This is a genomic window from Archangium sp. (genome assembly GCF_036388035.1).
GTDB lineage: Bacteria > Myxococcota > Myxococcia > Myxococcales > Myxococcaceae > Archangium.
This window is the reverse complement of the sequence record NZ_DASVSO010000905.1, coordinates 1-24,719: the sequence shown is the minus strand read 5'-3', so window position 1 is coordinate 24,719 and position 24,719 is coordinate 1. Positions and strand designations below refer to the sequence as shown.

Below are 24,719 nucleotides of genomic sequence, written 5' to 3'. Positions count from 1 at the left end.
GGCGGCGGCCGTCGCGGGCTTCGTGGTCGCACAGCCGGTGGCGAGCGCGCCGAGGGAGAGGGTACCGACGATGGCGGCCAGGGTCTTGACGTTCATGGGAGCTTCCTTTCGTGCTGCGTGGGTTGTGAGCTGCTGCTGCCTGCGAAGGGGATTCGCGGTCCGCGCTTCACCGGCCCTCCAGGGCTTCGCGCAACGGGCTGTCACGCGCCGCTCCGAGCCTGACGCCGTCCGGCCCCCCCTCCACGCCCAGGGCTTGTAGCAAAGCGCCCTGCTCGGCAAAAGCCGGCGCATCCAGGTGGCGCGCCAGCAGCGAGCCGAAGAGCGGCCGGCCCGCCACGGCATCCACCGCCGCGCCGAAGCCGTCGAAAGTTGCAGTGGGGCCAGAAGCGGCGAGCCGCTCGAGCACCTCGTCCAGGCCGTGGCGGTTGCCGGTGGCGCGCCGCAGCTCCACATCGAGGTGGAGGGCGAAGAGCGCGCCCGTCCAGTACGTCCCCATATAGGAGTCGCCCGAGTCGACGACATCCCGCATTGTCCGCCCCGCCACCGCGGAGCGACCCCGCGCGAAACCGGCGAGCAGCTCCGTCCAGGCCTGCTCGGGCGAGAAGCGTCCCGCGCGCGCCCGCCCCACCTCCGTGTAGTAGGTGGCCAGCCCCTCGGTCAGCCACGGCACGCGCGGGAGGACGGGCGGGTGCGCCAGGTGGAGGAACTCGTGGAGGACCACCCAGTCCTCCTGGAAGGACTCGGGCGCCGAGTCCTGCCCCACGAAGAGGGAGACGCTCGGCGGCGAGCTCCACTGCACCGTGCCGAAGAGCGCGGAGGACTCGCGGCCCGGCACCGAGACGAGGCGAACGGTGATGCGGGGATAGGGGAAGGAGCGCCGCACCGTGAGCACCACCTCGGCGGACTGGCGGAGCCACTCGCAGAGGGCCGCGTCGTCCATGCGGGAGAAGCGCCCGAGCAGCGCCACCTCCAGCACCGCGCCCGGAGGCCGCGCCGTGCACCGCCGCCCGCCAAAGCCGTGGAGGCCCGAGTCCACCAGATCCTCTCCCCGCAGGTGATAGACGCCCTCCGGGTCCGGCGCCCAGGGCAGCAGCGCGTCCACGCCCTCCACCCTGAGCGTCGCGCGCATGGACGGCGTCACCGTGCGCGGGCGCAGCAGCCAGGCCCGGCCCGCGACGTGCCACGCGTCGCCCTCGCCCATGCCGGCGCTGGCGGACAAGCCCCGTCTCCCGCGGCGCGGGTTCGCGTCCAACAGGTAGCGGTAGCGCAGGAAGCGCGTGCCCGAGGGGGCGATGACGCGGCCCTCGGCGGACACCGTCAGTGCGTGGACCGGGCCCTCCGACTCCACGGCCAGCACCCGCGAGACTCCGCCGGGTTGACTGAAGAGGAAGTCGAGCGGGGAGTCCTCGCGGGTCCGGGTGATCTCCACATCCAGCGCGGGCGCGGGCTCCCGGACATAGGTGACGTGGTAGCGCAGCGCGTTGGACGCCTCCGGGAGCTGGGGAGGACGCAGCGCCTCCGGGTGACAGGCCCAGAGCGCCAGCACCAGGACGAGCAGGGGGAGAGGGGCCACGACAGGCACTCCAGGTGAGCGAGGAGGAGGCACCGCCAGCCTCGCGCACCTCCCCGGTGGCCAGCGAGCGCTCCGTTGGGTCTCCCGACCACCGACCAACCCACCGGCGCCTCCAGGGGCCCACCGTGGCGGTTTGAAAGCGCTTGGGTAAACCTTTGACAGCGCTCCCGGGGCATCGCCCTACAAGGTCGCAGGGCAACCTACCAGACCCAGTAAAATCAACAGTTTAAGCACTGGAAAACAGCTCGGGAGAATGTCCGGGGCCCCTCTTCGTTCCCTTGCGTACAAGGGTGGACCCGCCCGAAAACGCTCGTTGCAAATCGGTAAAAGCCTCCGCACAGTGCGCGTGTCGGAGTCAGCGGGTACTTGTGAAATACAAGCATCCGACCGGGACAGGCAGAGATGAACGAGAACGCACTCAACGCGAACGTGGGCCTGAAGCTGCGCGGCCTGAGGCTGGCGCGGAACATCAAGCAGACGGACGCGGCGAAGGACCTGGGGGTCTCCCCGGCGTACCTGAACCTCATCGAGAAGGGCAAACGTGTCATGCCCTTCCCTCTGCTGTGGAAGGCCCTGCGCTACTTCGACCAGGACCCCGAGCAGTTCATGTCCACGCTCGGCGAGGGCCGGGTGGACGAGGCGCTGGCGAAGCTGCTGGACGAGCCGCTGCTCAAGAGCCTCGACATCGATCCCGAGTCCCTCCAGAGCCTGTCGGCGGAGCCGAAGCTGGCGGGCACGGTGGCCGCGCTCTTCAACCTCTACAAGAACACGCGCACGCAGCTGGAGAACGTGCTGGCGCAGCTCAACGCGGAGGAGCGGGCGCGCACGCAGTCGCTGCCGGGCTCCTCGGCGGGAGCGGGCCTGCGCTTCGACTACTCGCCCTTCGACGAGGTGAGCGACTTCCTCCAGACGCACCACAACTACTTTCCCGAGCTGGAGGAGCAGGCCGAGGCCCTGCGGCGTGACTTCAAGCTGGGGCGCCTGCTCAACAGCCCCCAGCTCGTGCCCCTGCTGGAGGAGCGCTTCGGCTACCGGGTGCGCTTCGAGTCGGCGGCCAGCGGCTCCTCGGTGGTGCGCCGGTTGGACCCCGAGGCCCAGGAGCTCATCCTCTCGCCGGACCTCACCGAGCAGCCGCTCAAGTTCCAGCTCGCCACGTCCATCGGCCTGCTGGTGCTGGACCGGGAGAAGCTGGTGGAGCGCATTGTCGGCGCGATGCGCACGCGGCACGCGGAGACGCAGCGGCTCATCAAGGTGAACCTGGCCAACTACTTCGCCGGCGCGCTGATGCTGCCCTACGGGGACTTCTTCAAGGAGGTGGAGCGCACGCGCTACGACGTGGAGCTGCTCTCCAACCTCTTCGGCACCACGTACGAGACGGTGGCCCACCGGCTGTGCAACCTGTCGGACCCCAAGCGCCGGGGCCTGCCCTTCCACTTCCTGCGCTCGGACATCGCCGGCAACATCTCCAAGCGCTACAGCGGCACCGGCATCAAGTTCGCCAGCGGCGGCGGCTCGTGCGGCAAGTGGGCCGTGCACCTGGCCTTCCTCAACCCCTCCCAGCTCACCCGGCAGTACTCGATGATGCCGGACGGCACCTCCTACTTCTGCTTCGCCAAGGTGCAGCTCCAGCCCATCGAGGGCTCCATCGTGCGCGGCTCGGCCTACTCCATCGGCCTGGGGACGCACGCGGAGAACGCCAAGTACCTGGCGTACGGCCTGCCCACCAACGACTTGCGCAAGGACGCGGTGCCCAGCGGCATCTCGTGCCGCTTCTGCGAGCGCACGGATTGCAACCAGCGCGCGGCGGCCAGCTACCGCTTCGCCTTCTCCTTCGACGAATACACCAAGAAGGACTGCTTCTTCTCCCCGCTGCTCGTCCACGAGGCGGGCCGGGGTGGCGGGGAGCACCGCAACGGCACCGGGGACGGACGCGTGGAATCGCTGGACAAGTCGGCCCGTCGCCGTAACAAGGGCGAGGAGAACTGAGCCGAGCCCCATGAGCCTGACCGACACCGAACGCGCCCACATCCACGAAGCCCTGAAGAACCAGCGCACCGCGCTCGCCACCACGCGCATCACCGGCGAGCCGGGGGAGATCGGCCGCGGGCTGGTCCACCTGGCCGAGCTGCACGGCATGCTGGACGAGCACGCCGAGAGCCGCCGACACTACGAGGAGGCGCTGGGCTTCTTCCAGACGGCCAAGGACAAGCACGGCCAGGCGCAGGTGCTCTTCGGACTCGGGGTGACGCGCGCCAACTTCGAGGATCACCGGGGCGCCATCGAGCACATCGCCAAGGCCGCGCTCTTCTTCAACGAGCTGAAGGATCAGGAGAACGAGGCGCTGTGCCGAGCGGCCATTGGCGAGTCGCTGCGCGCGCTGGGCCAGGCGAAGGCCGCCGAGGAGAAGTACCAGGAGGCGCTGCTGCTGTACCGGCAGGCGAAGAACGGGCCGCGCATCGCCCAGCTGCTGCTGGACATCGGCGACATCCGCATGGAGGCGGGCGAGTACGAGGTGGCGCGCAAGCGCTTCGCCGAGGCGCTGCCGCTGCTGGAGAAGGAAGGGGACCCGGAGCCGCTGGCGCTGTGTCGGCTGCTGCTGGGCGAGGCCGAGGGCCTGCTGGGCAACCATGCCTCGGCGCGTCCGCTCCTGCAGGCGGCGGCGGACCTCTACGAGGAGCTGCACGACCATGTGTACGAGGCGCGGGCCCGGTGGGACCTGAGCATCGCGTACACCTTCACGCAGGACTGGAAGCTGGCGCGCGCCGAACTCGAGGCGGTCATTCCCCTCTTCGAGGAGCAGGGCCGCCACGACGACGTGGCGAAGGCTCGGAAGGTCCTCGCCCACTTCGACGCGCGCGGGGTGTGAGTCCACTTTTCAGTCGAGGAAGCGTCTCCACCAGCGCCGTGCCTCGTCCTCGGTGAGGTGAAGCGACGTGTACGGGGGCCCATCGGGGGGCAGCAGGAACAGCGGCTCGAGCCAGGGCTCCAGCACCTGGGCGAGCTCGCGGTACGCGGGAAGGGCCTTGCCGGTGGTCAGGTCCCCCGCTTCTGGGCGCTCCCCCAGGGAGATGACGGCACGCTGCTCGTCGAGCTCCACCACGGTTGTCTCGCCTGAGCGCAGCCGAGAGCGCAGGACGGTCGCACCGCCGAGTTGAGTGAGGACGGGGGGACCGAGGAAGTTGAGCCAGTGGACTCCATCCACGTGAAGGCCCATCCATTCTTCGAAGCCCCAAGCCGCTCGGAGATCGATGCCTGGGTAGCGGAGGGCCTCGAAGCGGAAGGCGGCGTCCGTGCGCGGAACCCACCAATGAAGCCGGAGGGCCAGACCTGCGTGCCCGGAGGCAAAAAGCAGCTTGGAGGCCATGTCGAGCGCCAACTGACGCACCCGTCCTGGCCCATGCTCTTCGAGATACTCGATGGGAAGCGTCGCCGTGAGCAGGCTCACCACGGGTTTTCCAGGAGTGGGGCGCCGTGGAATGCGCGCCTTGTATTCGAGCTCGTAGCCATTTCGGATGCCGAAGTCCCCGGTGAAGAGAAGGCCCAGATCGAAGCGTCGTTTCTCGATCTCCCACTGTTCTCTCTCGCTGAAGTCGTCGGGGTAGGACCAGCGTCTCACGTCAAGCAAGACGCGGTGAACGTCGTCCCACCGCGACGCCGTCAGGGGCGCTCCTTCGCTGTAATTGATGTGAGCATGAGTGATGGTCCTGGGGCCCTCACCCACGGCGTCCATGTAGCTGTTGATGGCATGACTCACGCCAGGTGCAATGTCAGGGTGGTCGTGAGGCATGAAGAAGGTGATGCGGAACACCTCCCTCGCAAGCAGTTGTCGCTTTGGGCGTGGAGGCCCCCCATGGCGCCGCACTCGAACATCCGGAACGCCGCGAAGGCGAAGGTGCGGGTAGTCGCCAGCCATCAATATCCCTCATACGGCTTGAGCCCGGTCGGTGTCACGAGGGTCACCCGGCAGCCCTTGGCGAGCTTCCCATAGCCATCCAACTGGTCCTTCACCCCCAGAGAATTCATCGGATCAAGCCGATGTCTTTCGTAACAGGGGAACTTGAATTCGAAAACGCACTGTATGTTCGTAGCGTTCCGAGTGGCATGCACCACCAGGTCGGGCTTGAAGGAATCAAGCTTGTTGTTGGTGAGGACGGTGCCATTGACCTCGGGCTGCCCCTTGTAGCGCGGCTCGACGGAGAAATTGCCGCGGAGGTTCTCCGGGAGGCGCTCTTTGATGCAGGCGAAGGCGGCTGCGTGCTTCAAGGTCCCAAGCACCTGGGCGAGGGAGGTGAGCCTCCCCCGATCATCAACACCCACGTTCCGGTCACACTCTGAGGAGCCGCTCAACGGTGAGCAGGCCCTGGGCAGCCTCAACAGCCTGAACGACCTTCTTGGCCACCGGACCCAGCCGAGTCGCCGCTGGGGCGAGGAGCTCCCCGGTGCTCGGATTGACAGGAGCGCCGCAGGCCGCGCCACAGGATTGGTGGAATTGAGAGCGCCCGCCGGTGAGCGACACGCTCCAGGAAGGCGGCGCTTGACACAAGCCATGCGACGCCCGCGATACGCTGGAGCAGGAGAGGCAGAGGAGCGCGGCGGCCGACACGGCGATCAGGAGCCACATAGCTGGACCCGGACTGCCCCCAAGCCCTTGTCTGGCTCGCCCGCTCAGGCGTGGATGCCCGCGCCCACGGCCACGGCGAGCAGTCCCAGCACGCCGGCCGCGTAGAGCGCGTACTTCCACTCGCCGCGCAGGCCCAGGGTGGTGCCAGCCACCACCAGTCGCACCACGGGCGTCACCAGCAGCGCCGAGGCCGCACCCTTGCGCAGCACGTCGATGGCCACGTGCACGGTCTCGGATTGGGGCAGGGCCTCCAACGCAATGGAGGCCAGGAAGAGCCCGCCGCTGCAGGTGGCGCCCACCCGGAGCAGTCGCGAAATCCACTGCTCCCCCGCCTCCGCGCGCTTGACGTGCGCGGGGGTGCTCGCCACCTCGGAGGCCGCCGGGGCGAGCTGGGGGGGAGGATGGGTCGCCTCCACCTGGACCGAATTCGTCATCTCCACGGGAGCAGCACCGGTCGTCACCACGACGGAAGCCGCCACACTCGTCAATTCCGCAGACTCGGCCATAGACCCTCCCCGCCCTTCCACAACATCTGGGTTGCCACCAGCAGCAGCACCAGAGCGAACAACCGTCGCAGCACCGCCGTGGGCACGCGCGGCATCAGCCGGCAACCCACGGACGCGCCCGCCAGCACCCCCACCACCAGCGGCGCCACCAGCGCGAGCTTCACGTGCCCGCGCCACGCGTAGGCGGCCACGCTCGCCGCTCCCGTCACGCCGATCATGAGGTTGCTGGTGGCGCTGGCCACCTTGAAGGGCACCCCCATGCCGTAGTTCATCAGGGGCACCTTGAGCGGACCGCCGCCCACGCCGAGCAGTGCCGACAGGCTCCCGGCCACGAAGGAGCCGGAGATGCCCAGCGGGTAGTTGTGGGGCACATAGTCCTCCACGGACTGCTCCACCGGCGCACGCACCAGCAGCATCTGCGCCGACACATAGAGGGTGAAGAGGCCGAACACCACCGCCACCCACGCTGGAGCCACCAGGCCCGCCACCACCCCGCCGACGATGGCGCCCAGCACCGTGGCCAGCTCCAGCGTCAGGCCCAGGCGGATGTCACTGAGCCGACGCTCCACGTAGCTGGCCGCGGCGCCGCAGGAGCTGGCCACCACGCACATGAGGCTGGCGGGGACGGCCTCCTCCAGCGGCACCTGGAAGCCCAGCACCAGCGCGGGCACGAGGATGACCCCTCCTCCTACACCCAGCAGGGCACCGGTCGCGCCCGCGAGGACACCGGCGGAGATGAGGAGGAGTAGCGTCATACCCACGCAGAGGATAGGGGTCGCCATTCCGATCGGATAGCGGCATTCCCTGGGTGGATTCTGGCTCGCCCGGTCGGCCGCCCCTCACTCCGCGTTCAACTTTTCACCACCCGACGCACGCCTACGCGGCGCACGCGCCGATGGTGCCCTCGGGGAACTCCTCGAGGAAACGCGCCCGGGCCCGCGGGGTGAAGATGCCCCGCGCCATGTACGCCAGCAGACGCCGCAATACCCCGCGCGTCTGCTCCACCGCCTGCTCCACCTCGGAGGCGAAGTCGAAGGTGTCGTTGCGGTAGAGCTCCTGGAAGCTGAGCTGCGAGTAGGCGGGCAGCCCCCGCATCCGCCCCACCGGGCTGGAGAGGTACAACCCGCCCAGGTACAGGCCTCGCGCCCACCCGTCCACCTGTTGCTTGGTGGGCGCCTGCTGCAGCGACTCCTGCGAGGCCAGCCGCACCAGCTCGTAGATGCCCCGGCCGATGCCCTTCACCGGCAGGCCCGCGCTCTTGGTGACCTCGAACTTCGAGCGCAACCGGGGACTGCCCAGCAGCTCCACCCCGTGCAGTTCGCGCAGGTAGAAGAGCGTCTGCGTCCACTCAATCTTCCGGTGCGCGACGAGCGCGTGCTCGCCCTGGCGCCGGTGGCGGATGACGAGCCGGTCCACCTGGGGGTGGAGGGCGCGATCCAACGAGAGGTGGGTGAAGTAGCCCGCCAGCAGCGCGAGCCCGGCCTCGGTGCCCACCAGCGCCCCGGAGGCCACCAGCTCGGCCATCTTGAGGCCCATGCTCACCGGCGCCTTCTCATGGTAGAGCCGCGCGAAGGTGGGCCAGGCATTCCCGGCGAAGCACGCGTTGAGCCCGCCGCGCAGCCCCTCGCACAGGGGGAGATCCGGCAGCGCCGCGCCAAAGCGCGCGTAGGCCAGGTCCTCGGACAGCGCGCGCACGAAGTCCTCGGGCAGCTCCCCGGGATTGGCGGCCAGTCGCTCGATGGCCGTGAGGTGCAGCAGCAACGAAGGCATGTCCCGGACGTATTCACCGCGACGAGGCATTGCAACGCGGGAATGCTCGACCGTTCTTGCCTGAAACATTCGTGGCGCTACATTGCACGCCCCCAACTGCCAGGAGCCCGTTTCCCTCATGAACTTCAGCTTCATCTCCGGTGAGGCCGCACGCGCGAGCGGTGAAATGCTCGTCATCCCGCTCTTCGAAGGCGAGGTCGGGGACAAGCCGCCCGCGCCGCTGGCCGGAGCCAACTCGGCCCTGGACGGCAAGCTGCTCACCACCGCCACCCAGGAGGGCTTCAAGGGCAAGAGCGACCAGTCCTTCGTGATGCACACGCTGGGACGGCTCGAGACGGAGCGCCTGGTGCTGCTGGGCCTGGGCGCGCGGGGCCGCTACACCCCGGAGGCCCTGCGTCTGGCGGCGGGCCGTGCCGCGAAGGCGGCCCAGCGCCTCAAGGTGCGCACGCTGGTGTTCGCCGTGCCCGAGACGTCGGACGTGCTCGCCGCCCTGCGCGCCGTGGTGGAGGGGCTGGAGCTGGGCGCCTACCGCTTCGATCGCTACAAGTCCTCGGCCAAGGAGGAGAAGAACGCGCCCAAGCTGACCACGGTGCGGCTGGCCCTCCCCACCGGCGTGGACAAGACGAAGGAGCACGAGCAGGCGGTGGCGCTCGGGCAGCGGGTGGCCGAGGCCACCAACTGGGCGCGCGACCTCGTCAACGAGCCCCCCAACGTCATCAACCCCGAGCAGCTCGGCCGGGCCGCGCAGGACATGGCGCGCGAGGCCGGCCTCAAGGCCACCGTGGTGGGCCGCAAGGAGATCGAGCGGCTGAAGATGGGGATGTTCCTCGGGGTGGCGCAGGGCAGCATCAACGAGCCCAAGCTCATCCACGTCGAGTACACGCCGAAGAACGCCCGGCACGCCAGGCAGCCCCCGGTGGCGCTGGTGGGCAAGGCCATCACCTTCGACTCGGGCGGCCTGTCGCTCAAGCCCACCGACTCCATGGTGGACATGAAGGTGGACATGGCCGGCTCGGCCGCGGTGTTGGGCGCCATGCGGGTGATTGCCTCCCTCAAGCCGCCCTTCCCCGTGCACGCCTTCATCGGCGCGTGCGAGAACATGCCCTCGGGCACCTCGTACCGGCCGAGCGACATCCTCACCTCGCGCTCGGGCAAGACGGTGGAGATCACCAACACGGACGCCGAGGGGCGTCTGGTGCTCGGGGACGTGCTCACCTGGGCGTGCGAGCACAAGCCGGCGGTGGTCATCGATCTGGCCACGCTCACCGGCGCGTGTGTCGTCGCCCTGGGCAACTACGTCGTGGGCGCCTTCGGCGAGAACGATGGCTCGGTCAACGACGTGCTGGAGGCGGCGCGCACGGCGGGCGAGGAGATGTGGCGCCTGCCCATGAGCGAGATGCAGAAGGACGCGCTGCGCTCGGACGTGGCGGACATGAAGAACTCCGGCGAGCGCTGGGGCGGGGCCATCAACGCGGCCTTCTTCCTCAAGGAGTTCGTCGGCGACACGCCGTGGGTCCACCTGGACATCGCCGGCCCGGCCACGAGCCCCAAGGAGCGGGGCTACAATGGCAAGGGCGGCACGGGCGTGGGCGTGCGCACGCTGGTGGAGTACGTGCGACGCCGCGCGACGTCGCTCGAGGCGGAGGGCGCCACCGAGGCCCCCGCGCCCAAGCCGTCGCGCGGCGGCAAGTCGAAGGGCTAGGCCCCTCAGGTCTGCTCGGGGATGACCAGCGGGCGGACGCTCTCGAAGAGGGCGTTCACCGTCTGGGGCACCTCGTCCGACGCGGTGGCCGGCCAGGTGGCGAGCATCATGAAGACGCGGCCGGGGCTGCCATCGCGCACCATGACCCGACCGCGCACGTTGTCGCCCACGGCGAAGTCGAAGCCCACGGCGCTGTCGGACATCTCCAGCGGCTCGGGGTCGCTGGTGACGAAGCCGGGCTGGCTGCGCAGGCCCACGGTGAGGCGCTCGGCGAACTGGGCGGGCGAGGCCACCGCCGGCGCCACCTGCATCACCACCTGGGCGCCGCTGGTGCGGTGGCGGAGGACGACGGGGATGGAGAGCCCCTCGGGCGTCTGCTCTCCCGGCTCGTCCAGCATCCACTCCCCGCCGGGCTGGGTGAGCTCGAAGCCGAGGGCCTGATCCACGTAGCGTTGGGGACCGGACTCCTCGAAGGACTGGGGCTGCTCCTGGGCCACGGGACCCGAGCCACCCGTGCCCTCGGGGGACGAGTCCCTCACCGCCTGCTTCGACGCGCTGCACGCGGTGCACAGCACGAGCAAGCCCCACCCCAACAACCGCCTTGCGTCCATTGTGTTCTCCCCCGACCCACTGGCCTTGTGGGCGCAACCTGGGGACGGGGGCGAGGAGCGGCCAGGGGTCCCCGCGCGCCAGCGGGGGGCGGCTGTCAAGCGGCGGAAACTTCGTCGGCGATGGCTTGCGCGGCGGCCAACGGATCCGCGGCGGTGTGGATGGGCCGACCCACCACGAGCAGATCCGCACCCGCACGCACCGCGAAGGCCGGCGTCTCGGCACGGCTCTGGTCCCCCCTGACCGCGCCCGCGGGGCGGATGCCCGGAGTGCAGAGGAAGGGAGCGGGCCCCAATTCCCGGCGGAAGGCCTCGGCCTCGCGGGGCGAGCACACCAGCCCATCCACCCCGGCGCGCACGGCCAGCCGCGCCAGCCGCAGCGCCGCCTCCTCGGGAGCGCCCGAGAGGCCCACCGAGGCCACGTCCTCGGCGGACATGGAGGTGAGCACCGTCACCGCGAGCACCTGGGGGGCCGCATGGCCCTTGGAGAGGGCCCCCTCGCGCACGCCCTTCACGGCGGCCCTCAGCATGGCCTCGCCCCCGGCGGCGTGCACGGTGAGCAGGGCCACGCCGAGCGCCCCGGCGCGCGCGGCCGCCAGCTCCACGGTGTTGGGGATGTCGTGCAGCTTCAAGTCGAGGAACACCCGGGCGCCCAGCTTCTGAAAGGCGAGCACGGCGGTGGGGCCATGCTCGACGAAGAGGGACAGGCCCACCTTGGCGTAGGCCACTTGGGGGGCCACCTGCTGGTAGAGGCGCAGGCCCTCGTCGAGCGGCAGATCTGCGGCGAGCGCGAGCCGGGCCCGCGCCTGGGAGGCGTCCGTCACGAGAGTCCTTCCTGGAGTTCCCGGTAGCTGCGAAGGAGCCGCTCGGACATCTCGCCCGGCAGCACGTTGCGCGCGGAGAAGAGCGCGTAGGAGACGAAGGCGTCGAGCGCCTCGAGCGTCATGGCGCGCGCCAGCGCCTCGCCGCCGCTGGAGACGTTGCGCTGGATGCGCGCCACGTCCACCCGGCCGTCCGGGCCGAGCTCCACCCCCTCGTACGCCGTCTCCAGGCCGGGCTGGGGCGACTCGAGGAAGCCGCGCATCAGGTCCGGGTTGGCGCCCGCGAGGCGCAGGGCGGTGTGGATCTGCGCGAGCAGCACGTTGAAGCGCTCCTCGGGGCCAAGGGGCGCCACGGACGGCGGAGGCGCCACGAAGGTGCCCGAGGGCCGCCGGGGCATGGACGCGCTGGACTTCGGGTGGAGCAGGAGCGCGCCATCGCTCGCACGCGCCTCCACCCAGATGAGGAAGGAGTAGAGGCTGCCCTCCCACGCGGAGCGCAGCGCGCCCACGGTGGTGTCGGTGGCGGCCCGGGCGAAGAGGGCCTCCTCGCCGGGGGGCGGGGCCTCGGGGCCGGCCACCACGGGCGTTTCATCCGGGAAGCGGCGGCGCAACCGCGACACCACCTCGCCGCGCTTCATCCCCTGGAGGACGAGGTCCTTGATGCGCTCCTGGAGCTTCACCGAGTCGCCATCGGCCGGGCGCCCCTCGAGGAAGAGGAAGCTGCCCTCCGTCATCTCGAAGAGGTTGAGCACCACCTCGCGCACCAGGTACGTCATGGCGCTGTAGAGGTTGGCCTCGGAGAGGAAGCCCTCGCGGGTGAGCACCGCGCCGATGCGCTGGGTGGGCGTCACCTTGGCGAGGGCGCGTTGGAGCTGCTCGGAGGTGATGAGACCGAGTTGCACCACCACGGCGCCCAGCCGCTCATGGCGCACGCTGGAGACGGCGAAGACGGGCTGCCCGTCGCGGAAGGTGATGGAGCGCTGCACCTCGCCGTGCTGGACGACGAGCTGGCCGCTGCGGAGGCCCGAGAGGACGTGGTTGAACACCTCCTCGATGGACAGCGAGCTCAGGCTGCCGGCGAAGAAGCCGGAGAGGGCGGCGGGCTCCCGCAACAGCACCATCCCCTCGGGCGCGTGGAAGTGCGCCGCGAGGGGACGGCCGGGAGAGAGGCCGGCGGCGAGCGAGCGCTCCAACTCGAGCGCGGTCGGCTCACCGCTCAGCCCCAGACGGGGTGTGGCCTTGGGGCGTGTCGCCACGCGCGGGCGTCCTTACTTCTTACCCTTCAGCTCTTCGTCGATGACGCTCTTGAACTCCTCGATGGGCTGCGCGCCCGACAGGAGGATGCCGTTGATGAAGAAGGCCGGCGTGCCAGTGACGCCCACCTTCTTGCCGGCCTCCAGGTCCGCGTTCACCGTCGCGGCCTTCTCGCCGGAGTCCAGGCACTTGTCGAACTTGCCCGTGTCCAGGCCCAGCTCCTTGGCGTAGCCCTTGAGCGCCGGCACCTCGAGCGCCTTCTGGTTGGCGAAGAGCGCGTCGTGGTACTCCCAGAACTTGCCCTGGTCATGCGCGCACAGCGCGGCCTCGGAGGCCTTGGGCGCCTGCTTGTGGAAGTCCAGGGGGAACTGGCGGAACACCAGGCGGACCTGGTTCGGGTACGCCTTGAGCACCTCGTCCACCGTGCCGATGGCGCGGCTGCAGAACGGGCACTGGAAGTCGCTGAACTCCACGATGGTGATGGGCGCGCCCTCGGGACCCTTGGCCGGGCCGGTGGCCTCCACCTGCTTGCGCTCCACCGGGGCCTTCGGGGGCTCGGGCAGGGTGATCGTCACGTTGTTGTTCTTCTTCAGCTCGGCGAAGAACTCCCGCGCGCGCTCCTGCTTCTTGGAGCCGGAGAGGAAGTCGACGATCTGCGGCTTCACCTGCTCGAAGGTGGTGCCCGGGGGCAGCCGCTCCTTGGCCTCGTCGTACAGCTTCTTGATCTCCGCCTCGGGCGGCTGCGGAATCTTGTCGTCGACCTCGGCCTTGACGAGCTGCTCCTCGGTCATGTTCCGCTTCTTGGCCTCGGCCTGCACGAGCTTCTCCACCACGAAGCCGTCGAGGCCCTGCTTGCGGAGCTGGAACTTCTGCTTCTCCAGGTTGGCCAGCGGCTCCTTGATGCGGTCGTTGAGCTCGCCGAAGGTGATCTTCTGCCCGTCGCCGAAGGTGGCCACGACCGTGTCGGCCGAGGGCTCCGCCGAGGGGGCGGTCGCGGTGGGGGCGGTCGCCGGAGCCTTCTCCTTGTTGCAGCCGGAGAAGAGGGAGGCCGCCAGGAGCGCGGCCAGAAGAGTGGAAGTAGAGCGCATGAGCATGGGTAGGGGTCCTTAGTCGAGAAAACCGGGGACCCGCAAAGAAATTTCTTGGGAGGAGCGCGAAGCCGTTTTTCAGGCCACCAGGGGCTCGAGGGCGAGCTCCGGCAGGCGCAGCTCGGGCAGCTCCAGGAGCTTGCGCGCCGGGACGACCTCGTAGCTGCTCGGGTCGGCCAGCACCGCCTTCACCAGCTTCTGGTTGAGCGCGTGCCCCGTCTTGAAGGCCTTGAGGTGGCCCACCACCGGCCGGCCGAAGAGCGAGATGTCGCCCACGGCGTCGAGGATCTTGTGACGCACGAACTCGTCCGGGAAGCGCAGGCCATCCGGGTTGAGGATGGAGAACTCGTCCACCACGATGGCGTTGTCCAGCGAGCCACCGCGCGCCAAGCCCATCTTCTTGAGCATCTCCACGTCCCGGAGGAAGCCGAAGGTGCGCGCGCGGGAGATCTCCCGGTGGAAGCACCGGTCGGAGAACTCCAGGTCGAAGGCCTGCTCGGTGATGAGCGGGTGCTTGAAGTCGATGGAGCAGGAGATGCGGAAGCGGCTGGCGGGAGACAGGCTGGCCTCCTTGTCACCATCCGTCACGGAGACCGTCTTCTTCATGACGAGCAGGCGGCGGGGCTCCTCCTGCTCGCGCATGCCCGCCTCGGCGATGAGGGCGGCGAAGGGCGCGGCGCTGCCATCCATGATGGGCACCTCGGGGCCGTCCAGCTCCACGCGCACGTTGTCCAGCCCCATGCCGGCCAGCGCCGCCATCAGGTGCTCGATGGTGCTCACCTTCACCCCGTCCTTGCCCAGGGTGGTGGCCAGCGCGGTGTCCACCACGTACTCGGTGAGCGCGGGGATGGCCACCGGACGCGCGGCGTCCGTGCGCACGAAGACGATGCCGTGGTTCACCGGCGCCGGCAGCAGCGAGAGGTTCACCGGCGCGCCAGAGTGCAGGCCCACGCCCTGGCAACGGACGGGGTGGGAGAGGGTGCGCTGGTTGTACGTGTGAGAAGGCATGGTCGGTGTCGCCTCGTCGATACGGGTCCTGCAATGTTCACTGCCCATCTGACGCGCCGCGTATCGATGCAAGCCACACGCCACGAAACCCTCGTGGGGGAGGGGTCCCCGTGGGGGCCCCATGCGAACCCAAGTGTTTGGACTCACTGGGTTTTCTCGTTGGCTCGCGGGGGCAACCGAAGCAGCCGGCTCCCCTTCCCCCCTCGACTCGCTGTGCACCTACCCCGTCACCCTGACAAATGTGTCAGAACTTCCACACGTCGCCCGCGGCGTCCAGGCGCGTCATGACGCGACCCAATAACGCAAGCGGATGCCCGGAATCAAACGGTTGACTCACGAAACCGTGAAGCGTGGGGGAGTTGCGGTGACAGGTATCCGACAGTGGAGTCAGCGCGTGGCCGCGAGGAAGCGGTCTCGCAGCAGCTCGGCTTCGGCCCGATCGAAGGTGAAGCCCCGGAGCTGGGCCCGCCGACTGACGGCCGCGAAGGTGTTCTCCAGCACCATGGAGAAGGCGCGCAGGTCCTCGATGAGGCGGGTGCGCACGGCGGGGCCCTCGGGAGGCCAGGGCAGCTCGGTGAGGAGCGCGCTGAACCGGTCGAAGGCCTCGTAGTCCACGTAGCGCAGCAGCTGGTAGCTGCCGTCCTGGAAGTAGCCGAGGAAGGCCACGATGCTGGAGATGACGGCCTCGGCGGAGGCCACGTCGTCGTTGCGCAGGTGGCCCTCGGCGGCGCGGCACAGCTGGGAGAAGACCCAGAGATCCTTGCGCAGCCGCTCGGCGGACTCCATGGGGGCGGTGAGCTGCTCGAAGGGGGCCTCGCCGGAGGCGGAGCCGGGAGCGAGCGCCTCGGTGAGCGCCACCACCTGGGCCTGGAAGAGCTGGGTGAAGGCGTAGGAGGCGCGGGCGGCGGCGGCCCGGTCCCGGTCCAGCTCCACGAGGATGTCGCGGGAGATGCGGGCCGTCTCGCGGGCGATGTCGCGGGCAATGCGCAGACACGCGGCCTGGAGGGGCTTGGGGCCCCCCTTGGGGGCGAGCTCGTTGCGCATGTAGCCCACCAGGCTCAGCGCCTCGTTGCGCACCAGGACGAGCAGCACGCGCACGCGGCGGGGGATGGCGCCCTGGGAGTCCTGGCTCACGTAGGCCAGGTAGTGCAGGAGGCGGAAGAGGGCCAGGTAGGTGGTGGTGTAGAGGGGCCGGGTCTCCTGCGGCACCGTGGCGAGCAGCGACAGCAGGCGCACGGAGCGCAGCCGGTCGTACTCCAGGCGGAACTCGGTGAGGCGGAAAGGCCGGAAGTAGCGGTTGAGGACGATCTCCCGCAGGACGAGGTTGCCCACGTCGTTGAAGAGGTTCAGCCCGCACTCCGGCAGCTGCAGCAGGTGGTCGATGAGGTTGCGCAGCGACTCGAAGGACTGGCGCAGGACGAAGAGGCTCTCCTGGGGCGTCTCCTGGGACTGCTCGCCCTCGATGCGCGAGCGGCGCATGTTGTCGTCGGCGAGCTGCGTCTCCACGTAGCGGCGGAACTGGAGCTTCTGGTCCGAGTCCGGATCCAACAGGTGGCGCGCGAGGCGGATGGCCTGACTCAGGGTGGCGCGGACGTCCTTGAGCTCCTCGCGGAAGTCGCGGGTGACGAGCGGCTGCTCCTGGTCGAGGACGCCGTTCTCGTGCAGGTGGACGTAGCGCTCCATGCCGCGCAGCAGCATCTCGAACTCGAAGAGGAGCTCCTCGCGGGCCTCCACGGGCAGCACGCGCAACCAGCGCTCGCGCTCGGTGAGGAAGCCGGCGCGGTTGCCCTGCGAGGCGCGGACGAGCTCCTCGTAGAAGTCACGGGGGACGCGGGACATGCGAGGCGGCGGAACGGCCGTCACGGAGGTGCTCACCAGAGGGACCCTTGCGCCGTGGGAGGCGCCTTCTTGTTGAAATACGCGTACGCATGGTGCGTGGCCACCCGGCCCCGCGGAGTGCGCTGGAGGAAGCCTTCCTGGAGGAGGAAGGGCTCGTAGACATCCTCGATGGTATCGCGCTGCTCGCCCACGCTGGCGGCGATCGTCTCCACGCCCACCGGCCCCCCGCCGAACTTCTCGAGGATGGTGAGGAGGATCTTGCGGTCCATCGCATCCAGGCCGGAGGCGTCCACGCCGAGCCGCGTCAGCGCATCGGAGGCCAGCGCCTGGGTGATGCGCCCATCCCCCTCCACCTGGGCGAAGTCGCGCAGCCGGCGCAGCAGCCGGTTGGCGATACGGGGCGTGCCCCGGGCGCGGGTGGAGATCTCCTTCGCCCCGTCGCGCTCCAGCTTCACCCCGAGGATGCGGGCCGAGCGGTTGAGGATCATCTCCAGGTGCTTGGGCTCGTAGTACTCGAGCCGCTCCTGAATCTGGAAGCGGTCGCGCAGCGGCGAGGTGAGCAGGCCCGTGCGGGTAGTGGCGCCGATGAGGGTGAAGGGCGGCAGGTCGATCTTCATCGCCCGGGCGGCGGGGCCGGTGTCGATGGTGATGTCCAGCCGGAAGTCCTCCATGGCCGGGTAGAGGTACTCCTCGATGGCGGCGTTGAGGCGGTGGACCTCGTCGATGAAGAGGATGTCGCGCTCGTTGAGGTTGGTGAGGAGCCCGGCCAGGTCGCCCTTGCGCTCGAGCGCGGGGCCGCTGGTGACATGGATGCCCACGCCCAGCTCGTTGGCCATGATGTAGGCGAGCGACGTCTTGCCCAGACCCGGAGGGCCCGAGAAGAGGCAGTGGTCGAGCGACTCCCCACGGCTCTTGGCCGCCTGCACGTACACCTTGAGCTTCTCGACGACGGCGCCCTGGCCCACGTACTCGTCGAAGGTGCGCGGACGGAGGGAGGCCTCGACGCGGACCTCGTCGTTGAGCGCATCTCCCGAGAGTGTGTCGTCGGACTTCCGCTTCGCCATGACCTGAGGTTCCTCTGCCGTCACCCTACCAGAACGGCCCCTGTGTCGCGGACCCTCTCGCGGCGCTAGACTCCCGGGCGCCCGCCGCCAGCCCGTCTGCCCAGGGAGCATGCCCCCCGTGAAGGGACTCGTCTTCGAACTCTCCGTCCCCAAGTACGTCCTCGCCAAGGGAATTGGGGGGGTGTACCCGAAGGTGCACTACGGGCGTGGGAGCTGTCTCTCCCTGCGTGACCTGGCCTCCCCCACCCTGCCCGGCCCGGACTGGGTGCGCCTGCGCCCCCTGCTGACGGGGCTGTGCGGCTCGGACATGGGGACGCTCTTCTTCAAGATGAGCCCCCAGAGCGAGCCCTTCAACAGTTTTCCCGCGGTGCTCGGCCACGAGGTACTCGCCGAGGTGACGGAGCTGGGGCCCCAGGCGCGCGGCGTGGAGGTGGGCCAGAAGGTGGCGGTGAACCCGCTGCTGCCCTGCCGCCTGCGGGGCATCCAGCCGCCGTGCCGGCCCTGCGCCGCCGGCCAGGAGAACGGCTGCGAGCACACCGCCGAGGGCTGCCTCGCACCGGGGCAGATGATCGGCTTCCAGAAGGATCTGCCCGGGGGCATGGGGACGGAGATGGTGGCGCACCCCTCGCAGCTCCACCCGCTGCCGGACGGGGTGGGCGACAAGGCGGGCGTGCTGGTGGAGCCCCTGGCGGTGAGCCTGCACGCGGTGCTGAAGGTGCCGCTGAGGGACGAGGACCGGGTGCTGGTGATTGGCGGCGGGCCGGTGGCCTTCGCGTGCCTGTGGGCCCTCCGCGCGCTGGGCTCCCGCTGCCACGTGACGCTGCTGGCGGCCGAGGCGTACCAGCTCCAGGTGGCGAAGCAGCTCGGGGCGGACGAGGCCTTCCGGGTGATGCGCGACGACACCGCCGAGGCCGAGGAGGTGGCTCGGCGCACGGGCGCCAAGGTGTACCGCCCCATCCTCGGCCCGCCGGCGCTCATGGGCGGCTACGAGGTGACGTTCGACTGCATCGGCAGCGCGGCCTCGGTGCAGGACTCGCTGCGCTACACGCGCTCGCTGGGCAAGGTGGTGCTGGTGGGGGCGGCGGGGATTCTCGAGCGCGTGGACTGGACAACGGTGTGGCGCAACGAGCTGACGCTGCTCGGCTCCTACGTGTATGGACCGGAGAGCTTCCGGGGCGAGCGCAAGCACACCTTCGACCTCGTGCTGGAGTTGCTCGCCCGCCGGGAAGGCCCGGATCCGAGCATGCTGGTGACACATACCTTTCCCCTCGCGCGTTACCAGGAGGCCATCGAGGCCAACCTGGCGCGTGGCCGCTCCCAGTCGGTGAAGACCGTCTTCGACCTCACGGTGAACCCATGAACGCCTCCTTCCGTCCCCTCCCCTTCCTCTCCGAGGCCCGCGCCGAGCCGGTGTCCAGCCTGCGCCTGCAGAAGCTCCGCCGTGCCGCCCAGGAGGCGCGCGAGGCCTTCACCGCGGGCGGGTCGGTGGCCGCGGTGGTGACGTGCGACCTCGTCACCTTCCCCTACCCGTCGCTGTTCGCCTTCAGCGGAGGGGCGCTGTCGCCGGCGCCCTACGTGATGATGACGAACCGGATGCAGGTGGTGCAGTTCCTGGAGGACGGGGTGACGCGCACCCTGCTCTTCAACCCGAGCGACTACGAGCGGGGACGGGCGGCGCCCTTCTACAAGGCCCTGCAGGAGAAGTACGGCGACTTCATCTCGAACAAGCTGATGAGCCAGCCGCACGGCACGGTGCAGAGCCACCTGGCGTCGCTGGGGCTGCTGCCGGACAACGTGGACTACATCGCGTTCGACCACCTGCACGTGCAGGACGTGCGGCAGTGGCTGGGCGGCGACGGAGTGCCGGCGTACTTCCCCCGGGCGAAGCTGCTGGTGCAGCGGGCCGAGTGGGAGTCGGTGAAGAACCTGCACCCGCTGGAGAAGGTCTGGTACGTGCCGGGCGGGACGGACGGGGTGCCGGAGGAGCGGGTGGTGCTGCTGGACGGCGACGTGTGGCTGGGCCGGGGCGCGGCGCTCCTGTCGACGCCGGGGCACACCATGGGGAACATGTCGCTCGCGGTGGCCACGGACCAGGAGGTGTTCGTGGTGAGTGAGAACGGCGTGGCCTCGGAGAGCTACACGCCGCTGCAGTCGCGCATCCCCGGGGTGCGCGCCTACGCCGAGCAGATGGGCTGGGAAGTGGTGCTCAACGGCAACACCCGCGAGAGCTCGCTGGAGCAGTACACCTCGATGGTTGTCGAGAAGGTGTTCGCGGGCCCCTCGCGCGTGGAGGGGGCCTTCGTGAACTTCCATCCCTCGTCGCTGCTGACGAGCTCGCTGGTGGCCCCGGGCCTCTCGCCCACCATCACCCTGCCCGCTCCGAACCACGGAGACATCCGCCCGACGCCGGCCGCCCGCCGCGCCGCCTGACCAGGCTCCTTACCGTGCTCACACCCAACGACGTTCGAAAGCTGGCCCTGGCGCTGCCCGGGGCCGAGGAACAAGACCACTTGTCCCTCGAGGAGCAGGACGCCTTCGTGCGGATGCAACCCGCCGTCTTCGCGGTCACGCCCTGGGGCCACCAGGGTTGGACGAGCGTCGAGCTCGCGCGCGTGGACCGCGCACTCTGACCTCGATCTTCGCTCAGAAGGAGAACACCGCGCCTGTCTCGATGCCCAACGCCGAGCGCACCGGGTCGACGCGGGCCTCGTCCACCGCCTGGAGCTGGAAGCGCGAGCGGTGGAAGAAGCCCTCCACGATGAAGGCCAGCGCGCTCAGGGGCTTGAACTCGTAGCCCAGGCGCGCCGCGCCGTTGTAGTGCATTCCTGGGCCAGTGCCCGCGAGGACGGCCGTGCCGAAGCTCGGCTCCGCCTGCGGAGGGCCGGGGTAGGAGTAGGAGGGCAGCACCGTCTCGGGCTCGAGCACCTTCTGGTAGCCCGCCATGCCGTAGACGGCGTGCTTGTCCATCACATGCCGCACCGAGAGGAAGCCTCCCACCTCGCGCACGTCTTGGGCCGTGTGGCCCTGAGCCAGCGTCAGCAGGCCGAGGTTGGCGGTGTTCTGCCCGTAGTTGAGCTCCAGCCGCACCTGGGTGGTCGCGGTGGCGGCGAGCTCCGAGAAGAGGACGGCGGCGAAGGCGTTTCCAACGCGCTCATCCGGGGCCTCGAGGTTGAAGGTCAGCCGCGTGGCGATGGCCGACACGCCCACCCTGCTCTTGCCGAACTTGTAGGCGCCGCGCACCGCCAGCGTGGGCAGGGCGGCGAGCTCCAGGGCCGCCTCCTTGGCCGTCACGTTGGGGGCGGGGAAGCCCACCGCCGCGCCCAGCTCGAAGGACGGTGCGCTGTAGAGGTACTTGAACTGCTGGCGCATGAAGCCGCTGTTGCCCGCCTGGAAGAGATTGCCCACCAGGTTGATGAGGTGCGGGTTGAGTGGGGAGTGCAGGTCCCAGTCCTGCCCCAGCGCCAGCGTATGGCCAGGGTGGAAGGTGTAGTCCACGCGCGCCAGCCGCAAGCGGGGCAGGCTGGCCACCGTGGGGGTGGCCTTGGTGAAGTCCACGAAGTCGACCTCGAGCTGGCCCCGCACCGGGCCCTTCTCGTTGACCCATAAGCCAGCGCGCGACTGCGCCACCTGGAAGGAGTAGCGGGCCCGGTCCGGGGAGACGGAGAGCACGGGGTGGCCCGCCGCGGTGATGGCCACCGCGTTGGGCTGGCCGAAGGACTCCACCGCCCGGTCGGAGATCACGACGCGGGGGATGATCAGCCCATAGAAGCGGAAGAGGTTGCCCTCCTCCACGGCGGGACTGGCGGGCGCCGGAGGAGCGGCCACGGCCGGAGGAGTCCCCCCGGCGGAGGGAGCTTGGGCGAGCGCGCTGGAAGCCGTGCACAGTCCACCCGAGACGAGCAACGCGGCGAGTCGAGCCTTCTTCAAGGACAGCTCCTGGGAGAATGGACGCTCCGTCCTCGCATACTGAGCCCGTCTCATCCATGAGGATGAAGCCGGCTCGTGTCACTCTCCAACACTCAGGCCAGCGCGGCGGACCGCGGACTCGGCTCGAAGCGGATGGGCAGGCGGGCCGGGCCGTGTACGTGGATCGCCTTGCGCGGCTCCCAGGGCGCATCACTCGCCAGCGCGAAGCCCTCTACCCGCTCCAGGAAGACCGAGAGCGCGATCCGGGCCTCCAGGCGCGAGAGGGGTGCCCCGATACAGAAGTGGATGCCGTGCCCGAACGCGATATGCGGGTTGGGATCACGTGTGAGGTCGAACCGGTCCGCGTCATGGAACTTCCGTGGATCCCGGTTCGCCGAGCCGATCATGGGCATCACCATCTTCCCGACCGGGATCACCTGGTCATGCATCCGCACCTCGCGCCTCGTCACGCGCCACATCGCCTGGACCGGCGAGCGGTAACGCAAGACCTCCTCGATCGCCGAGGGCAAGAGGTCCGGCGACTCCCTGAGCCGGGCGAGCTGGCCCGGGTTCTCGATGAGGCACAGGATCGCGTTGCTGATCAGGTTCGTCGTCGTCTCGTGGCCCGCCACGAGGAGGAGCTGAAAGAAGCCCAGGATTTCCTCCTCCTTCAGCCGCTCGCCATCCACCTCGGCTTCGACGAGCCGGGTCAAGAGGTCGTCTTTCGGCGCCACCCGTCGCTGCTCGATCAGGCCCTCCAGGTAGGCGCTCATCTCGTCCGTCACGGCCCTGAACTCCCTGTGCACCCGGGCCGCCTCCTCGCCCCCTGAGACGGTGTGGCTGAGGGCCAGGATGACGTCGCTCCAACGTCGGAACCGCGGCTGGTCCTCCACGGGCGCGCCAAGCAACTCCGCGATCACCATCAGTGGGAGGGGGACGGAAAAGTCCGAGACCAGGTCCATCTCTCCGCGCCCGAGCGTCTGCTCCAGAAGCTCGCGCGACAGCTCCCGGATGCGGGGCTCGAGGCTCGACACGGCCCGCTGCGTGAAGGCCCGCATGATGAGGGCACGCAGCTTCGTGTGACGCGGCGGGTCGGAGAAGACGAGCCATTGAGAAGTCGCGGCCGTCGGGGGCGCGATGATGGAGCTGAACGCTTCGTGATCGTTGAGCACGCGCTTCACGCCCTCGTAATCGAAGATCATCCATAGATCGGCGAGTGGCTCGTGAAGCACGGGAGAGCGGCTCCGGAGCTGCTCGTACGCGGGATGGGGATTGCGACGCATCTCCTCGGAGAAGAAGTTCATCATGGCTCACGGCCTCCATCGTGCGGAGTACGGTATAAAGACAGGGCATGGAGCGCTTGAACGAATCGCGGATCGGTGCCGTGCTCACGGAGGCGTTCGCGGTACGGGCCTCGACCGGCACGCTCTCGACTCTTCACGCCCAGCACGGCGTGGGGGTCCTCGTCGGACTGGACGGCGACGTGACCGTGACCGTGCCGGGCCGCGAGCCCGTGAGCGGACGGGTGGTCGTGGTGCCGCCCCATCTGCCACATGCCACCGCCTGCCCCGGGCCCACCCTCGGGATCCTCTACGATCCAGAGCTGGCGCCGCACGTCGCGGGTTACTCGCGCGTACGGGGAGGGGCCTTCCCGCTCGAAGGCCGCCTCGCGGCGCGGTTCGGAGCGGCTCCGGCCTCGCACCGCGCCGACCTGTCCCGCCCCGAGGTCCTCGACGGCCTCGCGCGTGAGTACGCGGTTTGGCTCGCGAAGGAGTCACCACGCCGAGAGCCCGACAGTCGCGTCATCCGCGTCCTGGAGGCCTTGCGCGATCCCAGCGTCGACCGGCGTCCTGTCCTCGCCCAGGTGGGGATTTCCCAGGCGCACCTGCAAGCCCTCTTCGTCCGCGATGTGGGGCTGCCCATCCGCACCTTCCAGCTCTGGCACCGCCTCCTCGTCGCGGTGGCGGCGCTCGCGCGTCTGGATGCAACGAGCGCCGCTCACTTCGCGGGGTTCGCCGACCTCGCGCACTTCTCACGCACCTGTCGTCGCATGCTGGGCTACGCCCCGACCGCGCTGCGCAGCGGGCTCCTCGAATAAATTCTCCGGTGGCGGAATTCGGGGGAGTCGGGGAAAATGAGGCCTGAGACCCCCTCCGGAGGAACCATGACGAACCCGATCTCTTCAAAGTTCAAGCGTCGGCTTCCGCCGCCTCCTCCGAAGCCGAAGCCCGAGCCGGCAACGAAGCCGCAGGCCAAGGTCCAACCGAAAGCTCAGCCCAAGGCTCAGCCGAAGACTCAGCCGAAGGCGCCACCGCCCGGGCTGAGTGATGATTCCAGCTTCACGCCCGCCCCACCCAGGCGCGCGGCGCCGGACGCATCGAGAGCGCAGCCTCCGCCCTCACTTCCCACGGCGACGGACATCTCGGCGACCCGGCTGCACCACATGGTCGTGAGCGCGCAGCTCGGAGCGCCCAACGGCGCCCCAACGCTGTCCCCTCCCCACGCCCAGCCGAGCCTGACGCGACACCTGGCCCAGACGGTGACGGCGAGCACCACCGCCGCCGCGAGCCCCACCGCCACCGCCGCGAGCACCACCGCCGCGAGCACCACCACCGCCGCTCCCGGCGCGGGCGGCTACGATCCGGCCGCGGCGGACGCGCACATGTCGCGGTTCCGCTACTCGGAAGAGGGAGCCCAGGGCACGCAGCTCACCGAGTCCATCGCGATGATGGAACTCAACGGTGGCAAGCCCGACCAGGGCTCGGATGGCGCGCTCAACTGCAACCAGGCCACGGCGGAGGCGCAGTCGTACTTCCGCGGCCAGAACCCACCGGTGAACACGGAAATCGTGGTCGCCGACGGCCACTCGGTGCTGCGCATGCCGGACGGCCAGTACTACGATCCCTCCCGCGTGATGCGAGGCGGGCCCGGCGGGAGCTCGATGTTGAGCGCCGAGGAG

General features: G+C 69.5%; 22 protein-coding genes and 1 pseudogene. 8 read left to right on the top strand and 15 right to left on the bottom strand.

Annotation, left to right across the window (positions count from 1 at the left end; translation table 11 throughout):
• Positions 1 to 166: 166 nt before the first annotated feature.
• Complete coding sequence (locus VF697_RS37295) at positions 167 to 1,573, bottom strand: hypothetical protein (RefSeq protein WP_331102700.1); 1,407 nt, start codon at positions 1,571 to 1,573, stop codon at positions 167 to 169.
• A 402-nt stretch (positions 1,574 to 1,975) separates the two neighbouring features.
• Between VF697_RS37295 and VF697_RS37290 the strand changes: the two genes are divergently transcribed.
• Together VF697_RS37290 and VF697_RS37285 are read left to right on the top strand one after the other, a co-directional pair.
• Positions 1,976 to 3,559 carry a helix-turn-helix domain-containing protein gene (locus VF697_RS37290; RefSeq protein WP_331102698.1) on the top strand — a complete coding sequence of 528 codons (1,584 nt, stop codon included), beginning with the start codon at positions 1,976 to 1,978 and terminating at the stop codon, positions 3,557 to 3,559.
• A 10-nt stretch (positions 3,560 to 3,569) separates the two neighbouring features.
• A complete protein-coding gene (locus VF697_RS37285) occupies positions 3,570 to 4,439 on the top strand; it encodes a tetratricopeptide repeat protein (RefSeq protein WP_331102697.1) in 870 nt (289 codons plus the stop codon).
• Between the two features lie 9 nt (positions 4,440 to 4,448).
• Here VF697_RS37285 and VF697_RS37280 read toward each other — a convergent pair whose 3' ends face one another.
• The 5 genes from VF697_RS37280 to VF697_RS37260 all read right to left on the bottom strand — a co-directional run bounded on the left by VF697_RS37280 (position 4,449) and on the right by VF697_RS37260 (position 8,470).
• Positions 4,449 to 5,189 carry a type VI immunity family protein gene (locus VF697_RS37280; RefSeq protein WP_331102703.1) on the bottom strand — a complete coding sequence of 247 codons (741 nt, stop codon included), beginning with the start codon at positions 5,187 to 5,189 and terminating at the stop codon, positions 4,449 to 4,451.
• A 296-nt stretch (positions 5,190 to 5,485) separates the two neighbouring features.
• Positions 5,486 to 5,836, bottom strand: coding sequence for a hypothetical protein (locus VF697_RS37275; protein WP_331102695.1), 351 nt, complete (start codon positions 5,834 to 5,836; stop codon positions 5,486 to 5,488).
• Between the two features lie 402 nt (positions 5,837 to 6,238).
• Positions 6,239 to 6,673, bottom strand: coding sequence for a hypothetical protein (locus tag VF697_RS37270; protein WP_331102693.1), 435 nt, complete (start codon positions 6,671 to 6,673; stop codon positions 6,239 to 6,241).
• A gap of 5 nt (positions 6,674 to 6,678) precedes the next feature.
• Entirely contained in the window at positions 6,679 to 7,455 is a 777-nt protein-coding gene (locus tag VF697_RS37265) for a sulfite exporter TauE/SafE family protein (RefSeq protein ID WP_331102692.1), read from the bottom strand.
• 121 nt (positions 7,456 to 7,576) lie between these two features.
• Entirely contained in the window at positions 7,577 to 8,470 is an 894-nt protein-coding gene (locus VF697_RS37260) for a zinc dependent phospholipase C family protein (protein ID WP_331102690.1), read from the bottom strand.
• A 118-nt stretch (positions 8,471 to 8,588) separates the two neighbouring features.
• Here VF697_RS37260 and VF697_RS37255 point away from each other — a divergent pair, with 118 nt between their 5' ends.
• On the top strand, positions 8,589 to 10,172 hold the full coding sequence (locus VF697_RS37255; RefSeq protein ID WP_331102688.1) for a leucyl aminopeptidase: 1,584 nt from the start codon (positions 8,589 to 8,591) through the stop codon (positions 10,170 to 10,172).
• A gap of 5 nt (positions 10,173 to 10,177) precedes the next feature.
• On the opposite strand, the gene VF697_RS37250 is transcribed toward VF697_RS37255, so the two are convergent.
• The 7 genes from VF697_RS37250 to ruvB form a co-directional block, all read right to left on the bottom strand.
• Complete coding sequence (locus VF697_RS37250; protein ID WP_331102686.1) at positions 10,178 to 10,783, bottom strand: hypothetical protein; 606 nt, start codon at positions 10,781 to 10,783, stop codon at positions 10,178 to 10,180.
• 95 nt (positions 10,784 to 10,878) lie between these two features.
• The gene (gene pyrF, locus VF697_RS37245; RefSeq protein WP_331102684.1) at positions 10,879 to 11,604 is read right to left on the bottom strand and encodes an orotidine-5'-phosphate decarboxylase; all 726 of its coding nucleotides are present in this window, start codon (positions 11,602 to 11,604) and stop codon (positions 10,879 to 10,881) included.
• Positions 11,601 to 12,857, bottom strand: a complete 1,257-nt coding sequence (locus VF697_RS37240) for a DUF4388 domain-containing protein (protein ID WP_331102682.1) — start codon at positions 12,855 to 12,857, stop codon at positions 11,601 to 11,603. Before VF697_RS37240 ends, pyrF begins: the two co-directional genes overlap by 4 nt.
• 12 nt (positions 12,858 to 12,869) lie before the next feature.
• Entirely contained in the window at positions 12,870 to 13,949 is a 1,080-nt protein-coding gene (locus VF697_RS37235; protein ID WP_331102680.1) for a thioredoxin domain-containing protein, read from the bottom strand.
• A gap of 72 nt (positions 13,950 to 14,021) precedes the next feature.
• Positions 14,022 to 14,951 (bottom strand): UDP-3-O-acyl-N-acetylglucosamine deacetylase, encoded by a 930-nt coding sequence (gene lpxC, locus VF697_RS37230; RefSeq protein WP_331102678.1) that lies wholly within the window; start codon positions 14,949 to 14,951, stop codon positions 14,022 to 14,024.
• 387 nt (positions 14,952 to 15,338) lie between these two features.
• On the bottom strand, positions 15,339 to 16,790 hold the full coding sequence (locus VF697_RS37225) for a hypothetical protein (protein ID WP_331102701.1): 1,452 nt from the start codon (positions 16,788 to 16,790) through the stop codon (positions 15,339 to 15,341).
• Positions 16,791 to 16,822: 32 nt separating this feature from the next.
• Positions 16,823 to 17,854 (bottom strand): Holliday junction branch migration DNA helicase RuvB, encoded by a 1,032-nt coding sequence (ruvB, locus tag VF697_RS37220; RefSeq protein ID WP_331102677.1) that lies wholly within the window; start codon positions 17,852 to 17,854, stop codon positions 16,823 to 16,825.
• A 118-nt stretch (positions 17,855 to 17,972) separates the two neighbouring features.
• On the opposite strand from ruvB, the gene VF697_RS37215 reads away from it, so the two are divergent.
• Genes VF697_RS37215 through VF697_RS37205 form a run of 3 tightly spaced genes read left to right on the top strand, consistent with a single transcriptional unit; the run spans position 17,973 to position 20,484 of the window.
• Positions 17,973 to 19,214 carry a zinc-dependent alcohol dehydrogenase gene (locus VF697_RS37215; protein WP_331102675.1) on the top strand — a complete coding sequence of 414 codons (1,242 nt, stop codon included), beginning with the start codon at positions 17,973 to 17,975 and terminating at the stop codon, positions 19,212 to 19,214.
• On the top strand, positions 19,211 to 20,284 hold the full coding sequence (locus tag VF697_RS37210; protein ID WP_331102673.1) for a hypothetical protein: 1,074 nt from the start codon (positions 19,211 to 19,213) through the stop codon (positions 20,282 to 20,284). Before VF697_RS37215 ends, VF697_RS37210 begins: the two co-directional genes overlap by 4 nt.
• Positions 20,285 to 20,298: 14 nt before the next feature.
• Positions 20,299 to 20,484: a hypothetical protein gene (locus VF697_RS37205; protein ID WP_331102671.1), complete on the top strand. Its 186-nt coding sequence runs from the start codon at positions 20,299 to 20,301 to the stop codon at positions 20,482 to 20,484.
• A 13-nt stretch (positions 20,485 to 20,497) separates the two neighbouring features.
• Here the strand turns inward: VF697_RS37205 and VF697_RS37200 are convergent, their stop codons facing one another.
• Complete coding sequence (locus tag VF697_RS37200) at positions 20,498 to 21,781, bottom strand: hypothetical protein (protein WP_331102669.1); 1,284 nt, start codon at positions 21,779 to 21,781, stop codon at positions 20,498 to 20,500.
• Between the two features lie 92 nt (positions 21,782 to 21,873).
• On the bottom strand, positions 21,874 to 23,067 hold the full coding sequence (locus VF697_RS37195) for a cytochrome P450 (RefSeq protein ID WP_331102668.1): 1,194 nt from the start codon (positions 23,065 to 23,067) through the stop codon (positions 21,874 to 21,876).
• A 44-nt stretch (positions 23,068 to 23,111) separates the two neighbouring features.
• On the opposite strand from VF697_RS37195, the gene VF697_RS37190 reads away from it, so the two are divergent.
• Both VF697_RS37190 and VF697_RS37185 read left to right on the top strand, forming a co-directional pair.
• Entirely contained in the window at positions 23,112 to 23,858 is a 747-nt protein-coding gene (locus VF697_RS37190) for an AraC family transcriptional regulator (protein WP_331102666.1), read from the top strand.
• 66 nt (positions 23,859 to 23,924) lie between these two features.
• Positions 23,925 to 24,719: pseudogene (locus VF697_RS37185) on the top strand (hypothetical protein); the annotation flags it as partial.

Coding starts and splice junctions, on each gene's coding strand:
- VF697_RS37260 (WP_331102690.1), bottom strand. CDS start 8,470: ATGCCTTCGTTGCTGCTGCACCTCACGGCCATCGAGCGACTGGCCGCC.
- VF697_RS37235 (WP_331102680.1), bottom strand. CDS start 13,949: ATGCTCATGCGCTCTACTTCCACTCTTCTGGCCGCGCTCCTGGCGGCC.
- lpxC (WP_331102678.1), bottom strand. CDS start 14,951: ATGCCTTCTCACACGTACAACCAGCGCACCCTCTCCCACCCCGTCCGT.
- VF697_RS37250 (WP_331102686.1), bottom strand. CDS start 10,783: ATGGACGCAAGGCGGTTGTTGGGGTGGGGCTTGCTCGTGCTGTGCACC.
- VF697_RS37225 (WP_331102701.1), bottom strand. CDS start 16,790: ATGTCCCGCGTCCCCCGTGACTTCTACGAGGAGCTCGTCCGCGCCTCG.
- VF697_RS37285 (WP_331102697.1), top strand. CDS start 3,570: ATGAGCCTGACCGACACCGAACGCGCCCACATCCACGAAGCCCTGAAG.
- VF697_RS37290 (WP_331102698.1), top strand. CDS start 1,976: ATGAACGAGAACGCACTCAACGCGAACGTGGGCCTGAAGCTGCGCGGC.
- VF697_RS37195 (WP_331102668.1), bottom strand. CDS start 23,067: ATGATGAACTTCTTCTCCGAGGAGATGCGTCGCAATCCCCATCCCGCG.
- VF697_RS37190 (WP_331102666.1), top strand. CDS start 23,112: ATGGAGCGCTTGAACGAATCGCGGATCGGTGCCGTGCTCACGGAGGCG.
- ruvB (WP_331102677.1), bottom strand. CDS start 17,854: ATGGCGAAGCGGAAGTCCGACGACACACTCTCGGGAGATGCGCTCAAC.
- VF697_RS37265 (WP_331102692.1), bottom strand. CDS start 7,455: ATGACGCTACTCCTCCTCATCTCCGCCGGTGTCCTCGCGGGCGCGACC.
- VF697_RS37210 (WP_331102673.1), top strand. CDS start 19,211: ATGAACGCCTCCTTCCGTCCCCTCCCCTTCCTCTCCGAGGCCCGCGCC.
- VF697_RS37255 (WP_331102688.1), top strand. CDS start 8,589: ATGAACTTCAGCTTCATCTCCGGTGAGGCCGCACGCGCGAGCGGTGAA.